Genomic DNA, 22,789 nt, shown 5'->3' with positions numbered 1-22,789 from the left:
TTCCCCGGGCAGAGCGGCGGCCCATTCCGCCAAGAACACTCCGCCGCGCTGCCCGGGTTCAGCCCCTATCCCAGCAGTGAGAAGGAACCACTCCCGATGATGTCACCCCATCCTGTACCAACGGATCTGGGCGGCCTGCTCCGCGTGGCGGCCTCCGCCGGCCTCGCCCACCGGGTTGGCGAGTGCCGGCATCCGGTCGCCGTTACCGGTAGGAGTCTGCTCGTCGAGCGCGGCACCGGCAGGATCGTCGACCGCCTCCACGCGGACACCACACACGGTCGGGTGGTCGAGTTGCGCTGCCGCAGCCGCCGCGCGTCGGTCTGCTCGGCCTGCTCCGCGCTGTACAAGCTGGATGCCTACCACCTGATCGCCGCCGGCCTGCACGGTGGGAAGGACACCCCGGCGCAGGTCGCCGACCGGCCTCGGCTGTTCGTCACGGTGACCGCGCCGTCGTTCGGGCCGGTGCACCTCGGCCCGGACCGGCACGGCCAGCCCCGCCCCTGCCACCCCCGCACCCGACGTACGCCCGTGCGTCGTAGCTGTGGCCGGTGGCATCCGGTCGCCGACCCGGCGATTGGCACGCCCCTCGACTCGGCCGGCTACGACTACCCCGGTCAGGTGCTGTTCAACGCGCACGTCGGGCCGTTGTGGGCACAGTTCACCACCGAGACGCGTCGTGGCCTGGCCGCCGCAGCCGGTCTGCCTCGGGGGGTGGCGACCCGGCAGGTGCGGGTGGTGTTCGCCAAGGTCGCCGAGTTCCAGGCCCGGGGCGTGGTGCACCTGCACGCGATCGTCCGCCTGGACGGCGCAGACGGCCCGTCCTCGGCCCCGGCCGGTTGGGCCAACGTCGACCTGCTCGACCACGCCATCCGCGCCGCGATCCGGCGGGTCGAGGTCACCACTCCGGCATGCCACCGGGTGACGGCTCGACGGTTGAGGTGGGGTCGGCAGGTCGATGTCCGTCCGATCAGCCGCGCCGGTGACCTGTCGGAGACGGTGGTGGCCCAGTACGTGGCGAAGTACGCCACCAAGGCCGCCGAGACGGTCGGGGTCGACCTCGGCCCCGATCTACTGCCGCGCCTGCGACGGCCACGGCACGAACCGCACGACGGCGGTGCTGTGTCACCGGTGTGCGGGGACCGGCCGGCGACCTGGCGTCAGCCTGCGGCACCTGAGCGTGCACGCCCGTCGGCTGGTTGACACCTGCTGGTGGCTGGGCGCCCAACCCGGCCTCGGTCGGCTGAGGCTGCGCCGGTACGCGCACACCCTCGGATTCCGGGGCCACTTCGCCACCACCTCACGCACCTACTCCACCACCTTCACCGCGCTACGCGCCGAACGCCGTAGCTGGATGGCCGACCGGCATGCCGAGCGGGCCGGCGTCGACCCGTCGGGCGTGTTCGTCGTCGGTGACTGGCGCTACGCCGGACCGGGAGGTGGGCGTGACTGCTGACCTGCTGACTGTCGCCCAGGTCATGGACCGGCTCCAAGTGTCCAAACACACCGTCTACCACCTCATCCGCACCCGGCGACTCCGGTCGGTCCGCATCGGGCGGTGCCGCCGCATTCCCGCCACGGCGCTGGCCACCTACCTGCGCGAGTTGAGCGGGGAGGTGACCGGACATGGCCGGTAGGAAACGCGCCAACGGTGAAGGCACCATCTACCAGCGCGCCGACGGCCGGTGGGAAGGGGCCGGCTACGTCCAGGCCGCCGACGGCAGTAGCCGACGGGTCCGGGTCTACGGCGCCACCCGCAAGGAAGCCGCCGACAAGCTGGCCGTGAAACTCGCCGACTCCCACCGGGGTCTACCCGCGACCGCCGACCCGACGATCACCGTCGCCGACTACCTCACCCGCTGGCTCACCACCGTGGCGGTCCACCAGGTACGGCCCACCACCTACGCCAACTACGACACCTACATCCGCCAGTTCCTCATCCCCGCACTCGGTCACCGCCGGCTCGCCGCGCTCACCGTCACCGAAGTCCGCACCTTCCTCGACACCATCCAAACCGTGTGCCAGTGCTGCGCCCGAGGCTGGGACGCCCGCCGCGACCCGCACCACCCGCGCAAGGACCGGCGGCCCCGCTGCTGCGCCGTCGGCGCCTGCTGCCAACGCCACGTGAAGCCGGCCACCGTCCGCTACATCCGTTCGGTCCTGTCCGCCGCCCTCGCCCACGCCGTACGGGAGGAACTCTTGTACCGCAACGTCGCCTCCCCGGTCCGACTCCCCACCCCCGCCCGCAGCCGATACCAGCCGTTCACCGCTGGCGAGGCCCGCAAATATCTGTACGCTGCCGCGTTCCACCGCGACAGCCCGCTGTTCGAACTCGCGCTACGCACCGGCATGCGGCGCGGCGAAATCCTCGGCCTGCAATGGTCCGACATCGACCTGGACGCCGGGCACCTGTCCGTACGCCGCACCCTCGCCCGCACCAAAGGCGGCATGTCCTTCCAACCACCCAAGACCGAAGCGTCGCAGCGGCGGATCCTGCTACCCCGAGACTGCATCGCCTCGCTGACCCGCTACCGGCGCCGGCAGGACATCGACCGGCGGGAAGCCGGCGACACCTGGACAGATCTCGACCTGGTGTTCGCCACCGCGACCGGCAAACCGCTCGACCCTGCGAACGTTCATCGTCAGCACGAGACGATCTGCTACCTCGCCGAGGTCCGATACATCCGCTTCCACGACCTCCGACACACCTGCGCCACGCTGCTGCTGGAACAAGGCGTCGAACTCGTCACCATCAAGGAACTCCTCGGACATGCCCGGCTGCACGTCACCGCCGACATCTACGCCCACGTCCGACCCCGCCTGCACCGCAATGCCATCGAAGCCATGAACCGAGCCCTACACCCCGACGACACCGACCCGGACGACGACACCCCACCCGCCGACGACTGACACCCGACCCGCGGCGCCTCGACCAGAGCAGGATCCTGGTCGGGCGCCCCGCTACTCGTTGCGCAGTGCCGCTGAGCGTGGCCAGGCGAGGAAACGCGCGTGCAGAACCCCCGATGGGGTGTGCGGCAGGTCCTCGCACGCCTGGACCAGGTACGCCGACAGGTGCAGCATCAGCGATATCCGCGCACCGGTGAACTCCACCACGAGCTGCCGCTTGCGGGTCCGACACGGCCACGCCGCCCCGCACCCGCGCAGATCCACTGCGGCCGTACCGGCTGATGCACCGACAACAACCCCACCACCCATCGGGCTCGTTGGAAGGGGGAAGGGGCCACTGCCGACACCCGACCCGACCACTCCCAGGGCCGACGGCAACCCCTTCCCCCCTGGCACCCGCCAGCCCGGCGTACTGCCGCAAGCGAACCGGCGAGGCCCTGTCGCTGAACCTACGAACCAGCCTCGGGCACCCCAACGTCCCGACAGACACCACGCCGGACACTTCCACGACCCTGGCGCGTCCCGCCGTGTCCACTACCGTGGGTCGGTATGAGTCACCGCCTCCGCGCGGCCATGCTCCGCGCCCACCTCGACCCGGCCGCCCTCGCCACAGCCGTCGGTGTCGACGTCAAGACCGTCACCCGGTGGCTCGCCGGTCGCGTCCCGCACCAACGCACCCGCCTCGCCGTTGCCGACGCCCTCGGCGAGACCGAAGCCGACCTGTGGCCGCAGACTCGCCCCGACCAGGCTCCGGGCGCGGAGGCCACCGCTGAGGTCGTCGCCGCCTACGCTCACCGCGCCGACATCCCTCACCACGTCTGGGCCGCCCTGCTCGCCGGCGCCACGACGCGGATCGACCTGCTCGGCTACGCCTACCCGTTCCTCCTGGAGTTGCTGCCCAACACCATGCAGCTCATCACCGACAAGGCCGCCAACGGCGCCCGGGTCCGTCTCGCGTTCGCCGACCCCGACTGCCCGCACGTCGCCGAACGCGACGCCCTCGAACAGATCGGCGGCACCCTACCCGGCCGGATCCGTAACGCCCTCAACTTCTGCGAACCCCTCCACGGCGTGCCGGGGGTGGAGATCGGCCTGCACACCGTGCACCTGTACAACTCGGTGTTCCGCTTTGACCACCAGATGATCGTCACCCCACACCTGTACCGCGCCCGCGGCTACCAACACCCCGCCCTGCACCTGCGCGAACTGTCCCCGCACGGCATCTTCGCCGCCCACGCCGACCAGTTCGAACAGATCTGGCAAACCACCACCGCCTACCCGAAGGAGACCCGGTGACCGGCCGGCGCGACTACTACCACGACCCGGACGCACCCACCGCGAACAGCTTCGTCCCCGGCGCCGCCGCCATCGTCACCGACGAGCACGGCCGCGTGCTGCTGCAACGGCGCACCGACTCCGGCAACTGGTCCCTACCCGGCGGCGCCATGGACATCGGCGAAACCCTTCAACAGTGCGCCGTCCGCGAGGTCAAAGAGGAGACCGGCCTCGACATCGAGATCACCGGCCTGCTCGGCATCTACACCGACCCCGCGCACGTCATCGCGTACGCCGACGGTGAGGTGCGGCAAGAGTTCACCGTCACCTACCTCGCCCGAGTCACCGGCGGCACGCTGACCGTCAGCGACGAGTCCACCGAGGTCCGCTTCATCCACCCCGCCGACTTCGACCACATCCCCATCCACGACACCGTCCGCCTCCGCCTCCACCACCACGCCGAGCACCGCGACACCCCCTACCTCGGATAACGCCACCCATCGATGCCCTGACCACTGAAGGGCGCGGACGTCTCCCCAGGTTGCCGTCACCGTCGCCGTCAACACCGATAGATTTCGATGCGGCGAGTAGACGCCACCCACGAAAGGCCAGGTGAAACGCCATGAGAACGTAAGTCACATTGCGTGACGGGATGAAAATCCCACACGTACTATGTGGTGGCCGGCGAAACTCCGGTGCTCGTTCACAACTGCAATTTCAAGCCCGGGGTGGCTGACGAGAAATACGACAAGCATGTTCTTGGCCTCGATGATGCCGGCAATGCAACGCGCAAGCCGGATATGCCAGAGTATGACTATGACGGCGGATTCGAGGACTTCGTATCCGATGCGCAGAAGCTGATGTGCGGCAATTCCTGCCCAGCGGGAGCGCGGCAGGCTGTACGAAGCAGCGACGGAGCCATCATTCGACTTGACTCGTCCGGCAGGGTCGGAATTAGGCAAGGTAACGTGATTACTACATACTTCCGTCCTGATGACCCAGCGGCGTACTTCGCTCGCGAGGCTGCCAGATGACGGCGCGAGATGCGAGCTTCGCCCAGGTGTTCGCCCAGTTCATGCGTGACACAGGGCGCTGGCGAGACTGCGAGCCGGATGCCCTCCTGGCGCGATGGTCGGGATTCGTAGAGTCCTGTATCCGTGGCTATAAAGGTGACGCTGAAGACTATTTCAACGATTTGACGGCGCGTGATGGCCTGGAGCGCGCGATGCGAGAATCGGCCCTTGCTCATTTTCCTGAACTGGATGATCTCCGGCGGGCGGCCTTAGAAATAGATGAAGAGTTCCGCAGAATCCTGCGCACTGATGCTTTTCCAAGGGCCCCTATGGATGAATGGTGGAATCGTGGAATCGTAAGTTACGCTGGCGCGCGTTTGGTTGAAGAGCTGAGTCAGACTTACGGCATTAACATCGACCTCGTGTGATAAGGAGGGGCGTCAGCTTGGTTGAGCCCTCTTGCGGAACGTGTTTTCGTCGTTGCGGTGGGCGCTGAAGGGTGCGGCCGTTTGCCTGCGTTGCTGTCACTGTCGATGTCAGGCAATTGGCATACATGCAAGTATCTCGATGAATCTGCGGGTTGTCCTTCCGAGGCGCGAAGCTCGTTCAAGCGACACCTTGCCGGCGCAGGGCTCCGGTGGCACGGCGCGTAGCGGCCGTGGCGTCGATCCCCGGAACCCATCGCCGTGGTTGGCCCGTGAAGGGATCGTCACGGCCTTGATCGCGTCGGCTGGGAGGCGTCGATTGGCCGCTCCGCTCGCGGCGGCCGCGTGCGCGCGGGCCGAAGGCTGTAGCGCGGGCGCGCGGCCCGGCGTCAGCCGGGCCGTCTTGATCTGGTGAAGCAGTTCTTAGCCCAGTGGCTCCGTCGGTGGCGGGGCTGCTGGGCTACGCCTTGGGGTTGCGGCGTCGCTTCACTGCTGGCCTGTCGGCGGCAGGGGCGCTGCTGGTGGTGCCGGCGGCTCGTCCGAGGTTGGCTTCGTAGGCGGCGAGGTCGTCGGCGAGGTCGGTGTGTGTCTGTTGGAGGGTGGCGAGTTCTTCGGTGGCTTGCCAGGCGGCGGCCGTGTCCTTGTTCATGAACGCGTCGACGATCTTGCCGCTGATGCGCTCCCGTTTTAGGAGGTAGAGGGCGAGGCGCCGGTTGAGTGCCGGGTTGTCGCTGATGGCCGGCGTCTGGGTGGTCGCGGCGATGGGCCGGCCGTCGGCATCGGTGCCGATGCGTTCGGGTGCTTGGGGGTGGACGAAGGTGCCTTTGCCGACGACGGCGTAGGTGAGACCGCGGTGTTGCAGCTCGCGTAGGGCGCGTTGGGCGGTCATGGAGGCGACGCCGTAGGTGTCTGCCATGCGCCGGGCGGTGGGGAGCACGTCGCCGGGGGCGAGTTTGCCGGTGCGGATCTGGTCGACGATGTCGTCGACGACCCGTTGGAACAGGGCGCGTCGGTCGTCGGCGTCGTGCGGCATGAGCTGATCGTAGTCGTCTTGTCCTGATTGAGCTACACGGGCTACCCAAGATTCCTGGGTCAAACCCCTTGACTAGATCACGATTGTCACGTGAAACCTAGGAAGCCTAGTAACCATGCCGTTGGGGTGTGGTGGGCGACCGAAGGAGAACGCTCGTGTTGGTACTGCCGATTGACGGTGGTAGGGGACTGCTGGTGCTCGCTGCGGCGACACCGCAGTTCAAGGACAAGGAGAACGGGGTTGCCGCCACGGACCGCGCCACGGGTGCGCCGTTGGTGGAGGTGCCCCTGGCGCTGACGGTGGAGGGCGGGACCCCGCAGGTGTTGCGGGTGTCGGTGCCGCAGCCGTCGGTGCCGAAGGACCTCGCGGTCGGCCAGTGGGTGAAGGCGTCCGGGCTGACGTTGGTGGCGGGGGAGAAGAACGGCCGGCCGTGGCAGATCTTCCGCGCGTCGGCGTTGACGGCGGTGAAGCCTGGATGACGATGATCGATTCGGCTCAGCTGAGGCTGCTCACCGTGGTTCCCGCCGTGCTGCTGGGCGCGGCGGCCGTCGTGGTGGTCGTCTGGTTGGCCGCGCATCTGGTGCGGTATCTGCTGGCCGACGCCGAGATCCGGCGGGCGTTGCGTGTCGGTTGGCGGATCCGGTGGACGAGGCGGCGTACCGCCGTGCGGGTGGGCCTGGTCCAGACCGAACGCATCCGTCCGCCGTTGTGGTCGTCTCGGCCGCAGACGGTGGTGGTGCGGCGGGAGTTGGTTCCGTCGGTCCGGGTGCGGGCGCGGCGGTGGGGTGTCGAGGTGGACGTGGCCACGGTCGGCCGGCTCGGTCTGGTCGAGTTCCAGGACGCGGCCGGGCATCTCGCCGATGCGTGGCGGGTGCCGCAGGTCCGGGTAGCGCAGGTCCGTCCCGGTCTGGTTCGGCTGCGGGCGTTGCTGGTCGACCCGCTGACCCAACCGACGGTCTGGGATGGGCAGGCCGCCACCGTTGACTACCTGGAGACGTGGTCGGCGGGCGTTGACGCTGATGGCCAACCGGTCACCATCCGCTCGTCCGGGGTTTCCGGGGTGGTGGTTGCGGGGCTGGCCGGTTTCGGCAAGACCTCGCTGCTGAACGCCCGGTTCTGTCAACTCGCACCGTCGTCGGCGGTGCAGTTCGTGTTGATCGACGGCAAGGGCGGCCCGGACTACGACGACTTGTTCCGTCGGGCGTGGCTGTCGGCGAAGGACGACCCGGAGCAGGTCCGTGATCATCTGGCGCGGGTGCATGAGCTGATGACGGGCCGTCAGCGTTGTATCCGGGCGGTGCTCGGGGTGAAGAACGTGTGGCATCTCGGCCCGTCTGCCTCGTGGCCGCTGGTCGTGGTGGTGATCGATGAGGCGCACACGTTCTTCAACGAGTCCAAGGGCACCGACGTCGAATCGAAGAAACGCGATGCGCTGGCGCGGCAGACGGCCCGGTTGGTGGAGGAGCTGGTGCGTAAAGGCCGTAACGTCGGTATCCAGGTGATCCTGGCGACGCAGAAGGCGACCGGGGATGCGATCCCGACGAAGATCCGGGACAACTGCCAGGTCGCGGTCAGTTTCGCGCAGCGCACAAGCGAGGCTGCCACGGCGGTGCTCGGCTCAGACATCACCGGCTTCCCCGATGAGCATCCGCGCCGGTTGCAGGACCCCGCCTACATCGGGGTTGCCTCGATGGTGGCCGAAGGGCGGCCCGGGTTCACGCTGGTCCGCACCCCGTACGTCAGTGACGAGGCCGCTGACCGGATCGCGGCGGACACCGCGCATCTGGTGCGCGATCCGCTGCGGCTACTCGCCGACGCCGCCAGGGCGGAACGTCCCGGCGGCCAGGACAGGGAGGGCGGCGGCTCATTCCGCCAAGAACACTCCGCCGCTCTCCCCGCAAGCAGCCCTTCCACGAGTGGGAAGGAGCTGCGCTGATGATGCCATCCACCCCTCACGGAGTCGACCTCGACGCCCTGCTCCGCATCGCCGCCGCTCAGGAGGTGGAGGGCCGGGTCGGTGTATGCCGGCATCCGATCCGGTTGACCGGGCGTGGCCTGCTGGTCGAGGCCGGCACCGGCCGTGTCCTCGCCGACACCGGCGACCGGCAGACGATCACGGTGCGGTGCCGTAACCGGCGTGCCGCGCGGTGTCCGGCGTGTTCGACGTTGTACAAGCTCGACGCCTTCCACCTGATCGCCGCCGGGCTCCGCGACGAGCCCACCGAGGCGGCAGGTGGCGTACCTCGGCCGCGGGTGTTCGTGACGGTGACCGCGCCGTCGTTCGGGCCGGTGCACCTCGCCCCGAGCCGGGGCGGCGTCCTTCGTCCCTGTCACCCCGCCGGGGCCGGCTGCGGCCGGTGGCACCTGCCGGACGATCCGCTGATCGGCACCCCGCTTGAGTCGGATGGCTATGACTATCCGGGGCAGGTGTTGTTCAACGCCCACGCCGGGATGCTGTGGGCGCGGTTCACCACCGAGGCGCGCCGCACCCTCGCCGCCGTGGCTGGCCTGTCCCGGCGCGAGGCGGCCCGGCAGGTCCGGATGGCCTTCGCCAAGGTCGCCGAGTTCCAGGCGCGGGGAGTGGTCCACTTCCACGCGATCGTCCGGCTCGACGGACCGGACGGCCTGCCCACCCCGCCGCCGACCTGGGCGACCAGCGACGTGCTGGAAAGCTCGATCCGCCGGGCGGTCCCCGTCGTCGCCGTCCCCATGCCAGCGGTGGTCGGCGGGCCTGTATTGCGGTGGGGCCGGCAGGTTGACATCCAGCCGCTTCCCGCAGGGGATGTGGTGGTGGCCCGGTATGTGGCGAAGTACGCCACGAAGACCGCCGAGGCCGTCGGCGTCGACCTGCCGCCGCTGTTCTGCCGCGCTTGCCGAGGCGACGGCCTACGCCCCGGCGACGGGCTCCGACTCTGGTGCCGGGTGTGTTCGGGCACCGGCAGAAGTCCCGGCGTCAGCCTCGACCAGCTCCCGGCGCACGGCCGCCTGTTGGTGGAAACCTGCTGGCGGCTCGGCGGACTGCCCGAACTGCGAGGGCTGCGGCTGCGCCGCTGGGCGCACCAGCTCGGCTACCGGGGCCACGTCACCAGCAAGTCACTGGCCTACTCGACTACCTTCGCCGCGCTACGCGGTGAACGGCGCCGGTGGCGGCTGACCCGACACGCCGCCGCTGTCGGTGTCGACCTGACCACCGACCTGCTCGCCGTCGGGGACTGGCGCTACACCGGCCAACTCGGGGAGGACGCGTGAGTTGCCCTGTGTCAAGCCGCCACTTGATGATCTTGTTTGAGCAGGTGTTGGAGGGCTCGGTGGCGGTCCGGGTCGTAGGGGGTGTTGGTGGTCCAGCATTTCCAGATGATGTCCAGCCAGGCGCGGGCCAGGATACGGACCGCGTGGGGATGGTCGTGGCCGCGGGCTCGGGCTCGTTGGTAGAGGTCGGCGGCCCAGGGGTTGGCGTGGCGGCTGTCGCCGGCGAAGTCGCAGACGGCGTCGCGCAGTTGTTTGTCCACGGCCCAGCGGAAGGTCACGATGCGGACTTTGCCGGATTCGCGGGTCGAGGGTGCGACGCCGGCGAGGCAGGCCAGGGACGCTGGGGTGGGGAACCGGCCGCGGGCGTCGCCGATCTCGGCGAGCAGCCGGGCGGCGCGGACGGTGCCGGAGCGGGGCAGGCTGGTGAAGATGTCCCGGTCGGGGTGCAGGTCGAGGGCTTCGGTGATCTGCTGGTTCAGGGTGTCGATCTGGGCCACGATGGCGGCCAGGGTGGCGAGGTAGGCGCGGGTGATGCCGGCCAGGGTCTGTCCGTAGTCGCCGGTGGCGCCGCGAGGCGCGGCGTTGATGCGGGTGTGCAGCACGGCTGGGTCGGTGCGGCCGCAGTAGCTCACGCTCTTCAGCCAGGCGGCCAGGCGCTTGGGCGACAGCCAGTCCAGGGCGTCCTGGGTGGTGAACCGGGTCAGGAACTGCCGGCTGATCGACGAGTCGATCTCGTTGAACAGCTCGACGGTGGCCGGCAGCGCCGTGGCCAGGTGGGCGCGCAGCTGGTTGGCGACCGCGATGCGGTGGGCGACCAGGTCTTTGCGAGCGCGGCACAGCTTGCGCAGCCCGGTGGTTGTCTCGCTGTCCAGCACGAGCGGGGTCAGCCGGCGCCGGTCGGTGCGGACGGTGTCGGCCAGGACGTAGGCGTCGAACCGGTCGTCCTTGTTCCCGGCCGAGCCGTACCGTCGGCGCAGTGCCTTGACCTGCGAGGGTGGGATCACGTACACGGTCGCCTCGGCGGCCAGCAACGCATCTACGATCGGCCCGTCCGGGCGTTCGATGCCGACCGCGTCCACCCGATGCCGGTCGAGCAGGTCGATCAGCCGTCTCAGGCCGGTCCTGGTGTATTTCAGCGTCAGCCGCTCCAACGGCTCACCGTCGGCGTCGACCACGCAGACCGCGTAGTCGTCCTTGGCCCAGTCCACCCCGGCCGAGTTCCCTCGCGCCGACGCGGCGGTGTCGGTCACACTCATAGTTGCCTCTCCGCTGCGCTACCAGTGGGGAAGCACCTGGCGGTTCCGGGACACCACTGCCGGTCGCTCATTGAGCGGCGCTCGATGGCGCATAGCCCTGTTGCCAGTCGGGGTGTCCCGGGCCGCCGGGCCTCGCAGAACTCACGCTGGACCTCGAAGGTCGAGCGAGCTGGGCGATGGCCCGACGGTCACCGGTGCACTCGAACCAACGTCAGCTCGAGTGAGACAAGGGTGCACCAATGAGCAGCCCCGACCTGTTGACCGTCACCGACGTGATGGCCCGTCTGCAAGTCGGCCGGCACACCGTCTACGACCTGATCCGCTCCCGCCGGCTGCACTCCGTCCGCATCGGCCGCTGCCGCCGCATCCCGGCCCGGTCCCTGGCCGGCTACCTCGACTCACTGAACAAGGAGGCCGACCATGGCCGGTAGAAAGGCCAACGGCGAAGGCACCATCTTCCAGCGGGCCGATGGCCGATGGCCGCTGGTGCGGCGCTGGCTACGTCCTCGCCGCCGACGGCAGCCGCAAGCGCATCTACGTCTACGGCGCCACCCGCCGCCAGGCGGCGGACAAGCTTGCCGAGAAGCTGGCCGACTCGAACCGGGGCCTGGTCGTGGCCGCCGACCCCAACCTCACCGTCGGCGATTACCTGACCGCGTGGTTGACCGGCCTGGCCCGGCACCGGCTCCGGGCCACCACGTACGTCACCTACGAATCCCTGGTCCGTCGGTTCCTGATCCCCGGTCTCGGCGCGCGGAAACTCGGCACGCTCACGGTCCGGGACGTGCGGACCTTCCTTGACCGGCTTCCGGGCGTGTGCCAGTGCTGCGCGCAGGGCTGGGACGCCAAGCGGAACCCGGACCATCCGGTCAAGGCCCGCCGGCCGCGCTGCTGCGCGATCGGCAACTGCTGCCGCAAGCACATCCGCCCGGCAACGGTCCGCTACATCCGGGCAGTCCTCTCGGCCGCCCTCGCCGACGGCGTCCGCGAAGACCTCCTTGGCCGCAACGTCGCCAGCTCGGTACGGCTACCCACCCCGCGCAGCGACTTCCAACCGTTCACCGCCGGCGAGGCCCGCCGCTACCTCCTCGCCGCCGCCTACCACCGCCACGGCCCCCTGTTCGAACTGGCACTACGCACCGGACTACGTCGGGGCGAACTGCTCGGCCTACGCTGGGACGACATCGACCTCGACGCCGGCCACCTGTACGTGCGGCGCACCCTGGCCCGCACCCGAGGCGGCCCCACCTTCCAACCAGTCAAGACCCACCGCTCCGCACGGCGCGTCGTCATGCCCCGCGACTGCATCACCGCGCTCAAGCGCTACCGCACACGGCAGGACATCGACCGGCGTGAGGCCGCCGACGACTGGACCGAAACCGGGCTCGTGTTCACCACCAGCACGGGCGGGCCGATGGACCCGGCCGCGGTGCACCGCCACCACCAGGCCATCTGCGAACTCGCCGACGTCCGCTACATCCGGTTCCACGACTTGCGACACACCTGCGCCACGCTGCTGCTTGAACAGGGCGTGGACCTGGTGACGATCAAGGACCTGCTCGGCCACGTGCAGATCCACACCACCGCCGACATCTACTCCCACGTCCGGCTCCGCCTGCAACGCCACGCCGTCGAATCCATGGACCAGGCGCTGCAATCCGACCAGCCCGACGACGACCCCGACAACGGCTCCGACGACTGAACCCGACCAACCGAGAACGCCCCCCGCCGGGATCACCGCCCCGGCGGGGCGCTCTCGCTACTGTGGCGGCCGTCGGATGGCTCGTACGGCCAGGTGAAGAACCGGCGATACAGGGTCCCCGACGTGGTGGCCGGCATGTCCACGCACGCCTCGACGAAGAACCGCGACAGGTAGAGCATCAGCGACACCCGCGCCCCGGCGAATTCGGCCAACAGTTGACGTTTGCGGGTAAGGCACGGCCACGCCTGCCCACACCCCGCGCAGGTCCAGGCCGGGCGAACCGGCAGGTGCATCGACATCGCTGCTCAACCCTCCGGAACGTACGTGGTCTACGGTGGGAGGGCCGGGCACGCACCCGGGTATGAAGAATGCCGATCTTCGTGCCCGTCCCGGCCCTCCCGGAACAGCACCAGCCAGGTCCGGACTCGATGCACGTCCCCGCTGGGCCTGCCACCAGGATCAGCGGAAAGAGATGACCATGGAACCACCGCAGGGTCTTCCCCCGTCTACACCCGACACCGCCGACCTCGGCGCGAAGCTGCGGGCCGCCCGCGAGGCCGCCGGGCACAGCCTTGCCGGCATGGCCGCGCTCACCCACTTCAGCAAGCCCTATCTCGGTCTCGTCGAAACCGGCCGCCGCCCCGCCACCCCCGACGTCCTCGAACGCTACGAACACGCCCTCGGCGTGCCGATCGGCACCCCATCAGACCCGGTCCGGCTTACCCACGAATGGCTCATCGGCGACCCACCCGTCCCCAGGCAGCTACGCGCCGGCCGTCGTATCGGCACCGGGCTCATCGAGACGCTGGAATCCCGGGTGATCGAACTTCGGCACCTGGACGACACCGTCGGCAGCCGCATGTTGCTCCCCGTCATCCGCACGGAACTCGACCAGGCCGAACACCTCGCCCGCACCGCCTCCTACACCGATGCCGCCGGTAAACGGCTTTACACCGTGATCGGAGAACTCGCCCAACTCGCCGGCTGGGTCGCCAGCGACGCCGGCCGCTACCCCGACGCCCAACGGCTCTACCTGTCCGGCGTCACCGCCGCCGAATCGGCAGGAGACAGGGCGCTGGGCGCGCAACTGCTGTCCAGCCTCGCCTACCAGATCACCAACGTCGGCAAACGTGAAGACGCGCTGCTCATCGCCCGCTCCGCCGTCACCGGTGTCCCCGATGCCAGTCCACTTGTGCGGGCCCTGCTGCTGGAACGCCTCGCCTGGGCCGCCGCCCGCCTTCGCGACACCGACACCACCCGCCGCGCCCTCGACGCCGTCAACGACGTCTACGACCAGCGCTCCGACGGCTTGGTCGAACCCGAATGGGTGTACTGGCTCAACCGCACCGAAATCGACGTCATGGCCGCCCGCTGCCTCATCGAACTCGGCCAACCCGCCACCGCAGAACCCCTGCTGACAAGAGCCCTCGCTGGCTACAACCACGACCACGCCCGCGAAGTCGCCCTCTACCAAACCTGGCTCGCCGAAGGCCACGCCAGAGCAGGCAACCTCGACGCCGCCCGTGAGGTCCTGCACCGCATCGACGCCACCGCCATCGACACCGGGTCCGCACGCCTCCACCGCCGCATCACCGCAGTCGACCGCCTCATCGACCGCCGTGCACAGAAGAGGCACGCAACCAGCACGAGACGATCGACCGAGTAGACGGCCGACCGACGCCGCGCTCAGCCCGACATCCGCCCACGTTGCTGTCACGACTGCTGTCAAAATCGCCGACCATCGATGAGGTGTCGGCAGGTGGTTGAGTGAAAGCCCAGCTCCCTGCCAAGACCGAAGCCATGACATCGCCGCAGCCGCCGTAACAACGCCACACGTACTATGTACTCGCCGGCAACGAACCGGTCCTCGTGCACAACAACAACAAGAAGTGCGGACCGGATAATCAAACCTTCGACACGCGGTCCGAGGCTCGCGCGGCTGCCCACGCCAGGGCTGGCGTGCCCCTAGGCCGTGTCTCGTCGATCTTGGGTGAGGTCACGTAGCCAGATCTTCATCGTGGCGATGTCGACGGTGGCCTGGTACATGTAGTCGCGCTTGTCGTACCTGGTCGCGACCGCCCGGAACTGCTTGAGCTTGTTGAACGCCCGCTCAGCGGTGTTGCGCTGCTTGTAGCGCTCCCGGTCGAAGGTCGGTGGCCGGCCGCCGCGGGATCCCTTCTTGCGACGGTTGGCCGCCTGATCGGCCTTGATCGGGATCGTGGCCTTGATGCCGCGGCGGCGTAAGTGAGAACGGATGGCCTTCGAGCTGTACGCCTTGTCAGCCAGGACATGCCCGGGGCGGATACGCGGCCGGCCGACCCGGCGGGGAATCCGGATAGCGGCCATGACCTGCGTGAAGCCGGTACAGTCGGCCCGCTGCCCGCACGTGGTGTGCCGGGCGATCGGACGGCAACGACGGTCAGCGGCCAGGCGCAGCTTGGTGGTCAACCCGCCACGGGACCGGCCGAGGGCTTCCCTTCCGCCCTTTTCGTCCCTGGCGGCTTCCCCCTTTTCGGGTGATCAGCCGCTGAGGCGTGCCGCGCACCCGCCGCGTGCTGGTGCGCCCGGATCGAGGAGGTGTCCACTCCGACCGTCCACTCGTCGCCTTCCTCGGCGTCGTAGTCGATCCGCAACGCCGCGCAGATCCGCGACCAGGTGCCGTCCATCGCCCACCTGCGTTTGCGCTGGTAGACCGTCTTCCACGGACCGAACCGCTCCGGCAGGTCACGCCACGGAATCCCGGTACGTTCCCGGTACAAGATCCCCGAGACCGTCGTCCGATGGTCACGCCATCGGCCCCCACGCGGCGGATCCGCTGGCAGCAACGGCGCCAGAAGCGCCCACTCGTCATCGGTCAACTCATGCCGTCGAGACACGCCAATCTATCTACCAAAACCCGCCCCGAAGATCCACGAGACACGCCCTAGACACAAGGCCGGGTAGTTAGGGCGTTGCGGCTGCTGTCAAGCGGGGTTTGCGGGGTTTGCGGGGTGGGGATGGTGTGGGTGGTGGGAGTGGTTCGGTGGTGTCGTCGTGGATGGTGATGGCGAGGTTGGTGATCTTCTGGTTGGTGGTGGGTCTGCCGGGTGGGTGTTTGGCGTAGCGGGACAGTGGTGATTTGACGCGGCGGGTGCTGGTGCGTGCTCGGCGTGGTGGGAGGAGTTCAGCGAGGACGGCGCGGCCGATAGCGCCGGTGAGGTCGGTGTTCTCGGGCAGGACGTCGGCGGCGTTGGTGAGTTGTTCCCGGGCGGTGTGCAGGGCGATGGTGAAGCTGGCCCGGTCGGGGTCGGTCCCGGGCCGGGTTTCGGTGGCGTGGACCATCGCGGTGCGCAGCGCCTGGTAGACGGTCAGCAGTGCCCACAGTTCCTGCTGGATGCCGGTCGGGTCGCCGGAGCGCAGGATTCGTCCGTGCAGGATGGTGTGGCGCAGGGCGTAGTACGCCGATTCGTGTTCCCAGCGCTGGTGATAGAGCTCGACCAGGCGGTGTGCCGGGTGCCGGCGGGGGTCGCGCAGGGAGGTGACGAGGCGGTAGACGCCGGTGTAGGTGGTGGCGTCGGCGCAGGTGACGGTGACGGTGGCGTCGATGACCCGGACGGGGACGTGGTTGAGGACGCTCAGGTATGAGCCGTCGTCGAGGCGGGCCAGGACCGGCAGGCGGCGGTTGCCGCGCAGCCGGCCCAGGAATTGGGCGCCGGTGCCGGCGACCGCGGTCAGGAACATGTTGGAGTCGAAGCCCTTGTCCCACAGCACGAGCATGCCGGCATCCAGCAGATGCAGCAGTTTGCTGGCGTAGCTGGTCTCGCCCTCGGCGGTCGGTCCGAACACCGCACCGAGCATGCCGCGGGTGCCGGTCTCGACCAGCGTCATCAACTCCACCGCCGGGTAGCCGTTTCCGGTGCGTTTGCCGAGCCAGGCACGGTTGCGGGCGGTGTCGGCGGTGCGTTGGGAGGTACAACCGTCGAAGGACACCGTGCGATAGCGGCCGAACCGCACCCCGGGAGTGTGTGGCTGCGCGAGAGGCCCGGCGAGGACCTCGAAGAGGGCCTTCACCGGAGCGGGACCGACGCGGCGGCGCAGGTCACGTAGCCCTTTACCCGATGGGACGACCACGACCAGCCCCACCAGCCCGGCGATCATCTTGGCCCAGACCCGCCGGTAGCCGACCTCCGGGAACAGGCACATCGCCAGCACGAAGTACACCCCGACCCGGGACGGCAGGTTCCGTAGTCTTGCCTGCACCGTACCGGTCTCGGCCAGCACCGCATCGACGAGTTCAAAGGGCACGATCGAGGTGAGTTCCCCGAGATGGCCCGGGGCGAACACTCCCGCCGCGACCCGGACAGTGCGGGTGATGGCGGCCACAGTGCGGGACAGGGCAGAATGATCCGGCAACGGAACTCCCGGGCAGAAACGGTGGATCTTGGTCGACCGCCAGTTCTACCGGAGTTCCGTTGCTTTTACCGCCCCCGGGCCCATCGGCTTGACAGCCACGCCCGCCGCCTAACTACCCGGCCTTGGCCCTAGACAGGGAGCCCGATCTCCGTTGGGAGGTTGGCGGTGACCGGGCCCGCCGAGGACAGGAGGGGTACCGGTTCGAGGACAACCCGGGCACGCACGGCAATTACGAGCAGCACGAAATGGACGGGGTAGGATCACGCTTGATTGTGGAGCACACCAATGATCCGAATGCTCCTTATGCCCACTTCCACGCTGGGCAGCCCAAGGGTAATCCGAGCCAGTCGGGAGTCGACTTTGGCTGGGGTGGTGGCAAAGAATATGAGCGCTACGGCGCAATCGGGGGGTCACACCACATGTACTACCGGGAGTAAGGGCTGCTAAATCGAGAATGAATGGCATATAAGTGATTAGAAGTCGTTTGAGAGCGGCCGGTTTCCAGGTGCTCGAAGCATCTGACATAGCGGAAGGGTTGGCATCCGAGCAGGCGGCCTGGAAGCCGATCGTCAGTTCGCTGGCCCGGCCCGAATGGTCGGTCGCACTTACCGCGAACGATGCAGTGGAACAGGTGGAGCGCCAGTGGCGCCGATTGGTGCACGAGCGTGGCTTGGCGAGTGGCGATGGCACCTTGCTGATCAGCCTGACGAGGCAGGATGACGACGGGGGTTGGGTGGTGGTTCGGCTGCCAGATGGGCCACTGGTGCTCGACGCCCTCGGTCCGAATCCGGGCGAGCCGGAGTTTGTCGCAATGTCCCTGGTCGGGGATGTCGTATGCGGGGTAACGGCAGAGGAATACGAGTTGTGGGTGGTCTGCGCACGCCTTGACTGAGCGGGGCCGTTGGACGCCGCCGGCGTTCCTGATCGAGAAGAGCTTCAACGCGACACCGCCGCCACCCCGAAACGGAGCGACGGCCTCGACTCCTCGATGGGCGGAGGGCGTACCAGGCGGCTGACGTCCGCTTCACCCACCCCGCCGAGTTCGACCACCCCATCCACGACACCGTCCGCCTCCACCACCACACCCAGCTCCGCGACATCCCGTACCTTGGATAGCGCGTCCGTCGATGCTTCGGCCGCCGCCGGTCGCGGTTGTTTCCCCAGGTTGCCGTCACCGTCAACATCGATAGAAGTTCACGAGGCAAGGCAGCACCACACGAGAAAGGCCAGGTGGATCGCATTCGAAGGTTGGTTTATCCTGGCCAACCTTGTTTGGCTGGCATTAAACGGCAGCCTGCGCACTTGACTGGCTGTGGTCACGGCCCTGGTCACAGGCTTGATGCCCGGGGAGGGAAAGGCCCGGCATGAGCCGGCGTCGCGGTGTCGTCCACTGTCGGACTGTCCTGAATTTCGCACTTATCGGCATGGTCTGACATGGCGTGACACAACTGTTATGTAACTGGGGGTCAAGGGGTCGTCGGTTCGAATCCGGCCGTCCCGACAGCGAAAGGGTTTCCGCAGGTCAGCGACTTGTGGGAGCCCTCATTTTATTGATCTCGCCCGATATGGTGGCGTGTGAGGCGCTGCTGGAACCCTTGACTCGGGTGGTTTGCCGAGCCGATTTTGGTTGCCTCCGCTGTGAGTTGCCTGGTAGGTGTACTGCACCGGCGTCGTTGTGGTAGCTGCTGGACCTCTTAACGGTAGACGATTTCGGACAGAAGGGGCATGTTCTGTGTTGCTGTCCATCGAGCGTGCGGCGCAGATGCCGTTCGCCGAAGATGAGCATGCGGTCTGTGACCTCGGTGCGCAGGAATCGTCGCCAGGTGGTGTGGTCGCGGCGGACCGGTGTTGGTGGTATGTCTAGTCGTTCGAGGGTCCGGCGGATGGTGGACGCGCTGATTCGGTGGCCAAGGCCGAGCAGTTCTCCTTGAATCCGCTGGTTGCCCCAGCCCGGGTTGCCCTGCGCCATCTGCTCGGCCAGCGCGGGTTCGATTGGTGGGCGTCGAGCCGGTGGGGATACGTCCAGCGGCGGGCGACCGGCCGCCGATGCCAGCGAAGGACTGTGGCTGGGTTTACGAGCCGATGGGCCTTCAACGCCTGGGATAGGAGCCTGATCAGGGCGGCGAGCGGCGGCGCGGTCGGCCCAGTCCCAGGCTTGGGGTTCTGTCGGCGCAGGACCGCGTTCTCGTGGCGCAGGACCAGAATCTTCAGGTCCTTGGCTGCGGTGGCCCGAGCGAGCAGGGGCAGCCAGCCGGCGATCCGGCAGAACACGAGGCAGATCAGGTGGAGCGACGCGAGTAACGATGGTGCCGGCATTCCCTGTCGGGCACCGCATCTGGCCGGTCAGCCACCATGACCGGGTTCGGAACCCCGCAGGTCGCGGCACCGCGACCGCGCGAAGCAGTCAGCCGCGAGGAAGGCGAATCCCACCACCTCGCCCACGTCGCGCACGGGTGAAAGATTGAGTTCAGGCCTGTCCATGTGCTTTTAGGGCCGAACGCACCCACTTGGAGACCGTTGGGTTGTCAGGTAGGTCCGTAAGGTCGACGGCTACCCATCGGGCTTCGGATATCTCCCCATTGGGGCTGATTTTGTCCGAGGTCGCGTGCAGACGGATAATCCTCAGGTGTCCCCGTTTGCCCCCGCTGCTGGTCACACGTTCCTAAGCACAAGGGCGAACGAGTCCAACTCGACGCCCAGTTCCTCGATGCACTCACGCCTGGCCGCTTGCTCTGGGGTCTCCCGGGCTGGCTTGTATCCGCCTCCCGGCAGGCTCCACAGGGATCGGTCGCCGTAGCTGTGTTGGACGAGGAGCACTCGGTTAGCGTCGACCGGGTGAATGATCAGCGCTTTCACGCCGTAGGTAGTCGGTTTGGCGATCTGCCAGTACACCCTACGGGTGCGATAGAGTAGTCTGAACGCGAGCGGCGGAATCCTCATGCGGCCATCCAATTCGATGAGCCATGCGGTGCGGAAATGCGAGCCTGTACGGTGCCAATACCTGTCGCACCTGCAGTGAGCTGGGGCTTCATGGGAATGAGGCACCTTCGTGGTCATGGTCTTCCAGCTGATCTATCTGGTCGCGATCCGCCTGTTCGACGGTCTGCTCCTCGCGGCGCGCAGCGACCGCGCGGTGCTCGCGGAGCTGCTGGCCCTGCGCCACGAGGTCGCGGTGCTGCGCCGTCAGGTCCCCACGGCCGACCACGACTGTCCTGGCCAGACCGGGCGATCCTGTCCGCGCTGGCCCGCCGCCTGCCCCGCGCGGTCCGCATCCACCGGATCGTGACCCCGGCGACCCTGCTGGCCTGGCACCCCCGGCTGGTCCAACGCCGCTGGACCTACCCCCACTGCGGCGGCCGACCGCCTGTCAGCGACGAGATCCGCGAGCTCATCCGCCGGATGGCCCGGGACAACCCCCGCTGGGACCACAAGAGAATTCAGGGCGAGATGCTCGGACTGGGCCACCGCGTCGGCCTTGGCACCATCCGCCGAATCCTGGCCCGTGGCCGCCTCGGCCCCGCACCCCGCCAGACCGACACGTCTTGGCGGACGTTCCTGCGCGTCCAGGCCACCGGTCTGCTGGCCACCGACTTCTTCCACGTCGAGACCGTGTGGCTGCGCCGGCTGTACGTGCTGGTCGTCATGGAGATCGCCACCCGCCGGGTACACCTGCTCGGCGTGACCGAGCACCCGACCCAGGCATGGGTGACCCAGCAGGCCCGCAACCTGCTCATGGACCTCGGAGAACGCACCAACGACTTCCGGTTCCTAATACTGCAACGGCGGGTCGTGACTTATGGCGGTTCGAGTCGTTTGCGGTAGTGGGCGGCTCGGGCTTGTTCCTGGCGTAGGCGGCGGAAGTTGGACCAGTGCAGGATGTGGCTGGCGTGGTGGCGGATGGTCAGGACGAGGTGGGCGAACAGGTGGCGGATCTCGTTGCTGCTCAGCGGGATCAGGCTGCCCTCGCTGCCGGTGGTGCCCCCTTTGCGGCTTCGCGGGCGCGGGTGACGACGAGGAACGCGGCAGCGGCCATGGCCAGGGTGATGTGGCCGTACCAGGCGTCGTAGCGGCGGACCTGGTACTGGTCCAGGCCGACCTCGTTCTTCGCGGTCTGGAACGATTCCTCCACCGACCAACGGCTACCGGCGACCCGCACGAGTTCCCGCAGTCGGATGCCGCGGGGGCCGAAGCAGACGTAGTAGGCGATGTCGCTAGGGTCGCTGATCGAGCGTCGGGCCAGGACCCAGCCGCGGCGGCCGTGGGCGAAGGTGCGGCGGATCGGCACCCGGGCCCAGTCGTAGCGGCGTGGTCCGTGCGCGCCATCGCCGCACGACAGCCGCTGCCACGCGCCCGCACGTACTCTGGCGATCAGCTCATCGACGCGGGTGGTGGTATGCAACCCGGAGGGCACCTCGTCGTCGCATCGGGTGGCCATCACATACGCGATGTCCTGCTCCTCCAGCCAGCCCCGCAGGCCGGGGTTCTGCCCGTAGGCCTCGTCGGCGGTGAACCACGAAAACGGCACCCCGGCGGTGATCGCCCGCTCCAGCATGGCCCGAGCCTGCTGCGGCTTCGTGGCGAACTCGACCTCATCCGGGATCGCCGCCGCTCGGCACCGGTCCCGGTCGCCGGTCCACGACTTGGGCAGGTACAACTCCCGGTCGATCAACGCCCGGCCCCGACTCGTGGCGTAGCACAGGAACGTGCCGATCTGGCAGTTCTCCGTCTTGCCCGCCGTGCCTGAATACTGCCGTTGGACCCCCGCCGAGGCGCGGCCCTTCTTGACGAACCCGGTCTCGTCGGCGACGAGCACCCCGGCCGCATCGCCGATCTGCTCCACGACGTAGTCGCGTACGTCATCGCGGACCGCGTCCCGGTCCCACGCCGCGCTGCACAACATGCCCTGCAACCCGTCCGGCGAGACATGCCCAGCCTGCTCCGCGAGGGTCCAGCCGTTGCGCCGCTCCAACGGCGCCAGCAACCCCCGCACATACGCCCACGCCCGCCGCCGCGGCTCCACTCGAGTAAACCGATGCGAGAACCGGAAGAACAACTCCTCCAACCCGGCATCCCACGACCCGACCAACTGCGCATCCACCACAACCAGTCAACGAACGATCAGCAGCCGAAGCCACGACCCGCCGTTGCAGTACTAATCCGCGACCGCGACACCAAGTACGGGCGGACCTTCGACGCGGTCCTGACCGCAGACGGCATACGGGTGGTGAAGACGCCGCCGCGCACACCGAGGGCGAACTGTTTCGTGGAGCGCTGGGGCCGCAGCATGCGCGAGGAGTGCACAGACCACCTCCTCATCTACGGCGAACGGCACGCCAGGACGGTACTGACCGAATACGTCCGACACTTCAATGATCACCGGCCGCACCAAGGCCACGGACAGGTGCCACCCAACCATGACCCGGGCGTCGCCGTGCCGATCGACGGCGTCGTTCGACGCCGACGGCGGCTGGGAGGAATCATCAACGAGTACCATCGAGCCGCCTGAACGAATCCTTGAACCCGCTGGTGAGCAGCCGGAA

The 22,789-nt window shown here is 68.2% G+C and carries 22 protein-coding genes and 3 pseudogenes; 17 read left to right on the top strand and 8 right to left on the bottom strand.

From position 1 onward, the window contains the following. The first annotated feature begins 96 nt into the window (after positions 1–96). The 3 genes and pseudogenes from JD77_RS01025 to JD77_RS01015 all read left to right on the top strand — a co-directional run bounded on the left by JD77_RS01025 (position 97) and on the right by JD77_RS01015 (position 2,907). Positions 97–1,453 (top strand): annotated as a pseudogene (locus tag JD77_RS01025) (replication initiator). After that, entirely contained in the window at positions 1,437–1,634 is a 198-nt protein-coding gene (locus JD77_RS01020; protein ID WP_145772628.1) for a helix-turn-helix domain-containing protein, read from the top strand. Before JD77_RS01025 ends, JD77_RS01020 begins: the two are co-directional and overlap by 17 nt. Further along, entirely contained in the window at positions 1,624–2,907 is a 1,284-nt protein-coding gene (locus JD77_RS01015; RefSeq protein WP_145772627.1) for a tyrosine-type recombinase/integrase, read from the top strand. The genes JD77_RS01020 and JD77_RS01015 overlap by 11 nt, the downstream gene beginning before the upstream one ends. Before the next feature lie 51 nt (positions 2,908–2,958). On the opposite strand, the pseudogene JD77_RS01010 reads toward JD77_RS01015, so the two are convergent. After that, a pseudogene (locus JD77_RS01010) lies at positions 2,959–3,206 on the bottom strand (flavin reductase). A gap of 271 nt (positions 3,207–3,477) precedes the next feature. On the opposite strand from JD77_RS01010, the gene JD77_RS01005 reads away from it, so the two are divergent. The 4 genes from JD77_RS01005 to JD77_RS00990 all read left to right on the top strand — a co-directional run bounded on the left by JD77_RS01005 (position 3,478) and on the right by JD77_RS00990 (position 5,620). Next, positions 3,478–4,200 (top strand): helix-turn-helix domain-containing protein, encoded by a 723-nt coding sequence (locus JD77_RS01005; protein ID WP_246141183.1) that lies wholly within the window; start codon positions 3,478–3,480, stop codon positions 4,198–4,200. After that, the gene (locus JD77_RS01000) at positions 4,197–4,670 is read left to right on the top strand and encodes an NUDIX domain-containing protein (RefSeq protein WP_145772625.1); all 474 of its coding nucleotides are present in this window, start codon (positions 4,197–4,199) and stop codon (positions 4,668–4,670) included. Before JD77_RS01005 ends, JD77_RS01000 begins: the two co-directional genes overlap by 4 nt. Positions 4,671–4,853: 183 nt before the next feature. Further along, positions 4,854–5,213, top strand: a complete 360-nt coding sequence (locus tag JD77_RS00995; protein WP_211372455.1) for a hypothetical protein — start codon at positions 4,854–4,856, stop codon at positions 5,211–5,213. Beyond that, positions 5,210–5,620, top strand: a complete 411-nt coding sequence (locus JD77_RS00990; protein ID WP_246140477.1) for a hypothetical protein — start codon at positions 5,210–5,212, stop codon at positions 5,618–5,620. The genes JD77_RS00995 and JD77_RS00990 overlap by 4 nt, the downstream gene beginning before the upstream one ends. Positions 5,621–6,077: 457 nt before the next feature. Here the strand turns inward: JD77_RS00990 and JD77_RS00985 are convergent, their stop codons facing one another. After that, positions 6,078–6,650 carry a GntR family transcriptional regulator gene (locus JD77_RS00985; RefSeq protein ID WP_145772624.1) on the bottom strand — a complete coding sequence of 191 codons (573 nt, stop codon included), beginning with the start codon at positions 6,648–6,650 and terminating at the stop codon, positions 6,078–6,080. A 155-nt stretch (positions 6,651–6,805) separates the two neighbouring features. Between JD77_RS00985 and JD77_RS00980 the strand changes: the two genes are divergently transcribed. From JD77_RS00980 to JD77_RS00970, 3 genes are read left to right on the top strand one after another with little or no spacing between them, the layout of a single operon-like run. Next, on the top strand, positions 6,806–7,129 hold the full coding sequence (locus JD77_RS00980; RefSeq protein WP_145772623.1) for a hypothetical protein: 324 nt from the start codon (positions 6,806–6,808) through the stop codon (positions 7,127–7,129). Continuing rightward, positions 7,126–8,586, top strand: coding sequence for an FtsK/SpoIIIE domain-containing protein (locus tag JD77_RS00975; protein ID WP_145772622.1), 1,461 nt, complete (start codon positions 7,126–7,128; stop codon positions 8,584–8,586). The genes JD77_RS00980 and JD77_RS00975 overlap by 4 nt, the downstream gene beginning before the upstream one ends. Further along, a complete protein-coding gene (locus tag JD77_RS00970; RefSeq protein WP_145772621.1) occupies positions 8,586–9,899 on the top strand; it encodes a replication initiator in 1,314 nt (437 codons plus the stop codon). Before JD77_RS00975 ends, JD77_RS00970 begins: the two co-directional genes overlap by 1 nt. Before the next feature lie 11 nt (positions 9,900–9,910). Here the strand turns inward: JD77_RS00970 and JD77_RS00965 are convergent, their stop codons facing one another. Further along, positions 9,911–11,155: an IS110 family RNA-guided transposase gene (locus JD77_RS00965; RefSeq protein WP_145772620.1), complete on the bottom strand. Its 1,245-nt coding sequence runs from the start codon at positions 11,153–11,155 to the stop codon at positions 9,911–9,913. Positions 11,156–11,394: 239 nt separating this feature from the next. On the opposite strand from JD77_RS00965, the gene JD77_RS00960 reads away from it, so the two are divergent. Together JD77_RS00960 and JD77_RS00955 are read left to right on the top strand one after the other, a co-directional pair. Then, positions 11,395–11,586, top strand: coding sequence for a helix-turn-helix domain-containing protein (locus JD77_RS00960; RefSeq protein ID WP_091460394.1), 192 nt, complete (start codon positions 11,395–11,397; stop codon positions 11,584–11,586). Beyond that, positions 11,576–12,857: pseudogene (locus JD77_RS00955) on the top strand (tyrosine-type recombinase/integrase). Before JD77_RS00960 ends, JD77_RS00955 begins: the two are co-directional and overlap by 11 nt. Positions 12,858–12,889: 32 nt before the next feature. Here JD77_RS00955 and JD77_RS00950 read toward each other — a convergent pair. Beyond that, positions 12,890–13,156: a hypothetical protein gene (locus JD77_RS00950; RefSeq protein WP_029538344.1), complete on the bottom strand. Its 267-nt coding sequence runs from the start codon at positions 13,154–13,156 to the stop codon at positions 12,890–12,892. 173 nt (positions 13,157–13,329) lie between these two features. Here JD77_RS00950 and JD77_RS00945 point away from each other — a divergent pair, with 173 nt between their 5' ends. After that, on the top strand, positions 13,330–14,523 hold the full coding sequence (locus JD77_RS00945) for a helix-turn-helix domain-containing protein (RefSeq protein WP_145772619.1): 1,194 nt from the start codon (positions 13,330–13,332) through the stop codon (positions 14,521–14,523). Positions 14,524–14,822: 299 nt separating this feature from the next. Here the strand turns inward: JD77_RS00945 and JD77_RS00940 are convergent. Next, positions 14,823–15,739 (bottom strand): IS5 family transposase gene (locus JD77_RS00940; protein WP_425463587.1). Its coding sequence is split into 2 segments (ribosomal slippage): positions 14,823–15,332 and positions 15,335–15,739, totalling 915 coding nucleotides; the frame shifts between segments, so codons are not numbered across the junction. 61 nt (positions 15,740–15,800) lie between these two features. Next, complete coding sequence (locus tag JD77_RS00935) at positions 15,801–17,249, bottom strand: IS4 family transposase (RefSeq protein ID WP_170286341.1); 1,449 nt, start codon at positions 17,247–17,249, stop codon at positions 15,801–15,803. 505 nt (positions 17,250–17,754) lie between these two features. On the opposite strand from JD77_RS00935, the gene JD77_RS00925 reads away from it, so the two are divergent. Further along, positions 17,755–18,141: a hypothetical protein gene (locus tag JD77_RS00925; RefSeq protein ID WP_145772616.1), complete on the top strand. Its 387-nt coding sequence runs from the start codon at positions 17,755–17,757 to the stop codon at positions 18,139–18,141. A gap of 1,760 nt (positions 18,142–19,901) precedes the next feature. Here JD77_RS00925 and JD77_RS00910 read toward each other — a convergent pair. Continuing rightward, entirely contained in the window at positions 19,902–20,189 is a 288-nt protein-coding gene (locus JD77_RS00910) for an NUDIX hydrolase (protein ID WP_170286340.1), read from the bottom strand. Positions 20,190–20,304: 115 nt separating this feature from the next. Here JD77_RS00910 and JD77_RS32690 point away from each other — a divergent pair, with 115 nt between their 5' ends. Both JD77_RS32690 and JD77_RS32685 read left to right on the top strand, forming a co-directional pair. Continuing rightward, positions 20,305–20,535: a hypothetical protein gene (locus JD77_RS32690; RefSeq protein ID WP_211372454.1), complete on the top strand. Its 231-nt coding sequence runs from the start codon at positions 20,305–20,307 to the stop codon at positions 20,533–20,535. Then, positions 20,532–21,071 (top strand): hypothetical protein, encoded by a 540-nt coding sequence (locus tag JD77_RS32685; RefSeq protein ID WP_211372453.1) that lies wholly within the window; start codon positions 20,532–20,534, stop codon positions 21,069–21,071. The genes JD77_RS32690 and JD77_RS32685 overlap by 4 nt, the downstream gene beginning before the upstream one ends. 130 nt (positions 21,072–21,201) lie before the next feature. Here the strand turns inward: JD77_RS32685 and JD77_RS00900 are convergent, their stop codons facing one another. Then, on the bottom strand, positions 21,202–22,335 hold the full coding sequence (locus JD77_RS00900; RefSeq protein ID WP_145777361.1) for an IS701 family transposase: 1,134 nt from the start codon (positions 22,333–22,335) through the stop codon (positions 21,202–21,204). Between JD77_RS00900 and JD77_RS00895 the strand changes: the two genes are divergently transcribed. Then, complete coding sequence (locus JD77_RS00895) at positions 22,282–22,755, top strand: integrase core domain-containing protein (RefSeq protein WP_211372452.1); 474 nt, start codon at positions 22,282–22,284, stop codon at positions 22,753–22,755. The two genes, JD77_RS00900 and JD77_RS00895, sit on opposite strands and share 54 nt — an antisense overlap. The last annotated feature ends 34 nt before the right edge of the window (positions 22,756–22,789 follow it).

It is taken from the genome of Micromonospora olivasterospora, from assembly GCF_007830265.1.
Taxonomy (GTDB): Bacteria; Actinomycetota; Actinomycetes; order Mycobacteriales; family Micromonosporaceae; genus Micromonospora; species Micromonospora olivasterospora.
This window is presented reverse-complemented; position numbering and strand designations above follow the sequence as displayed.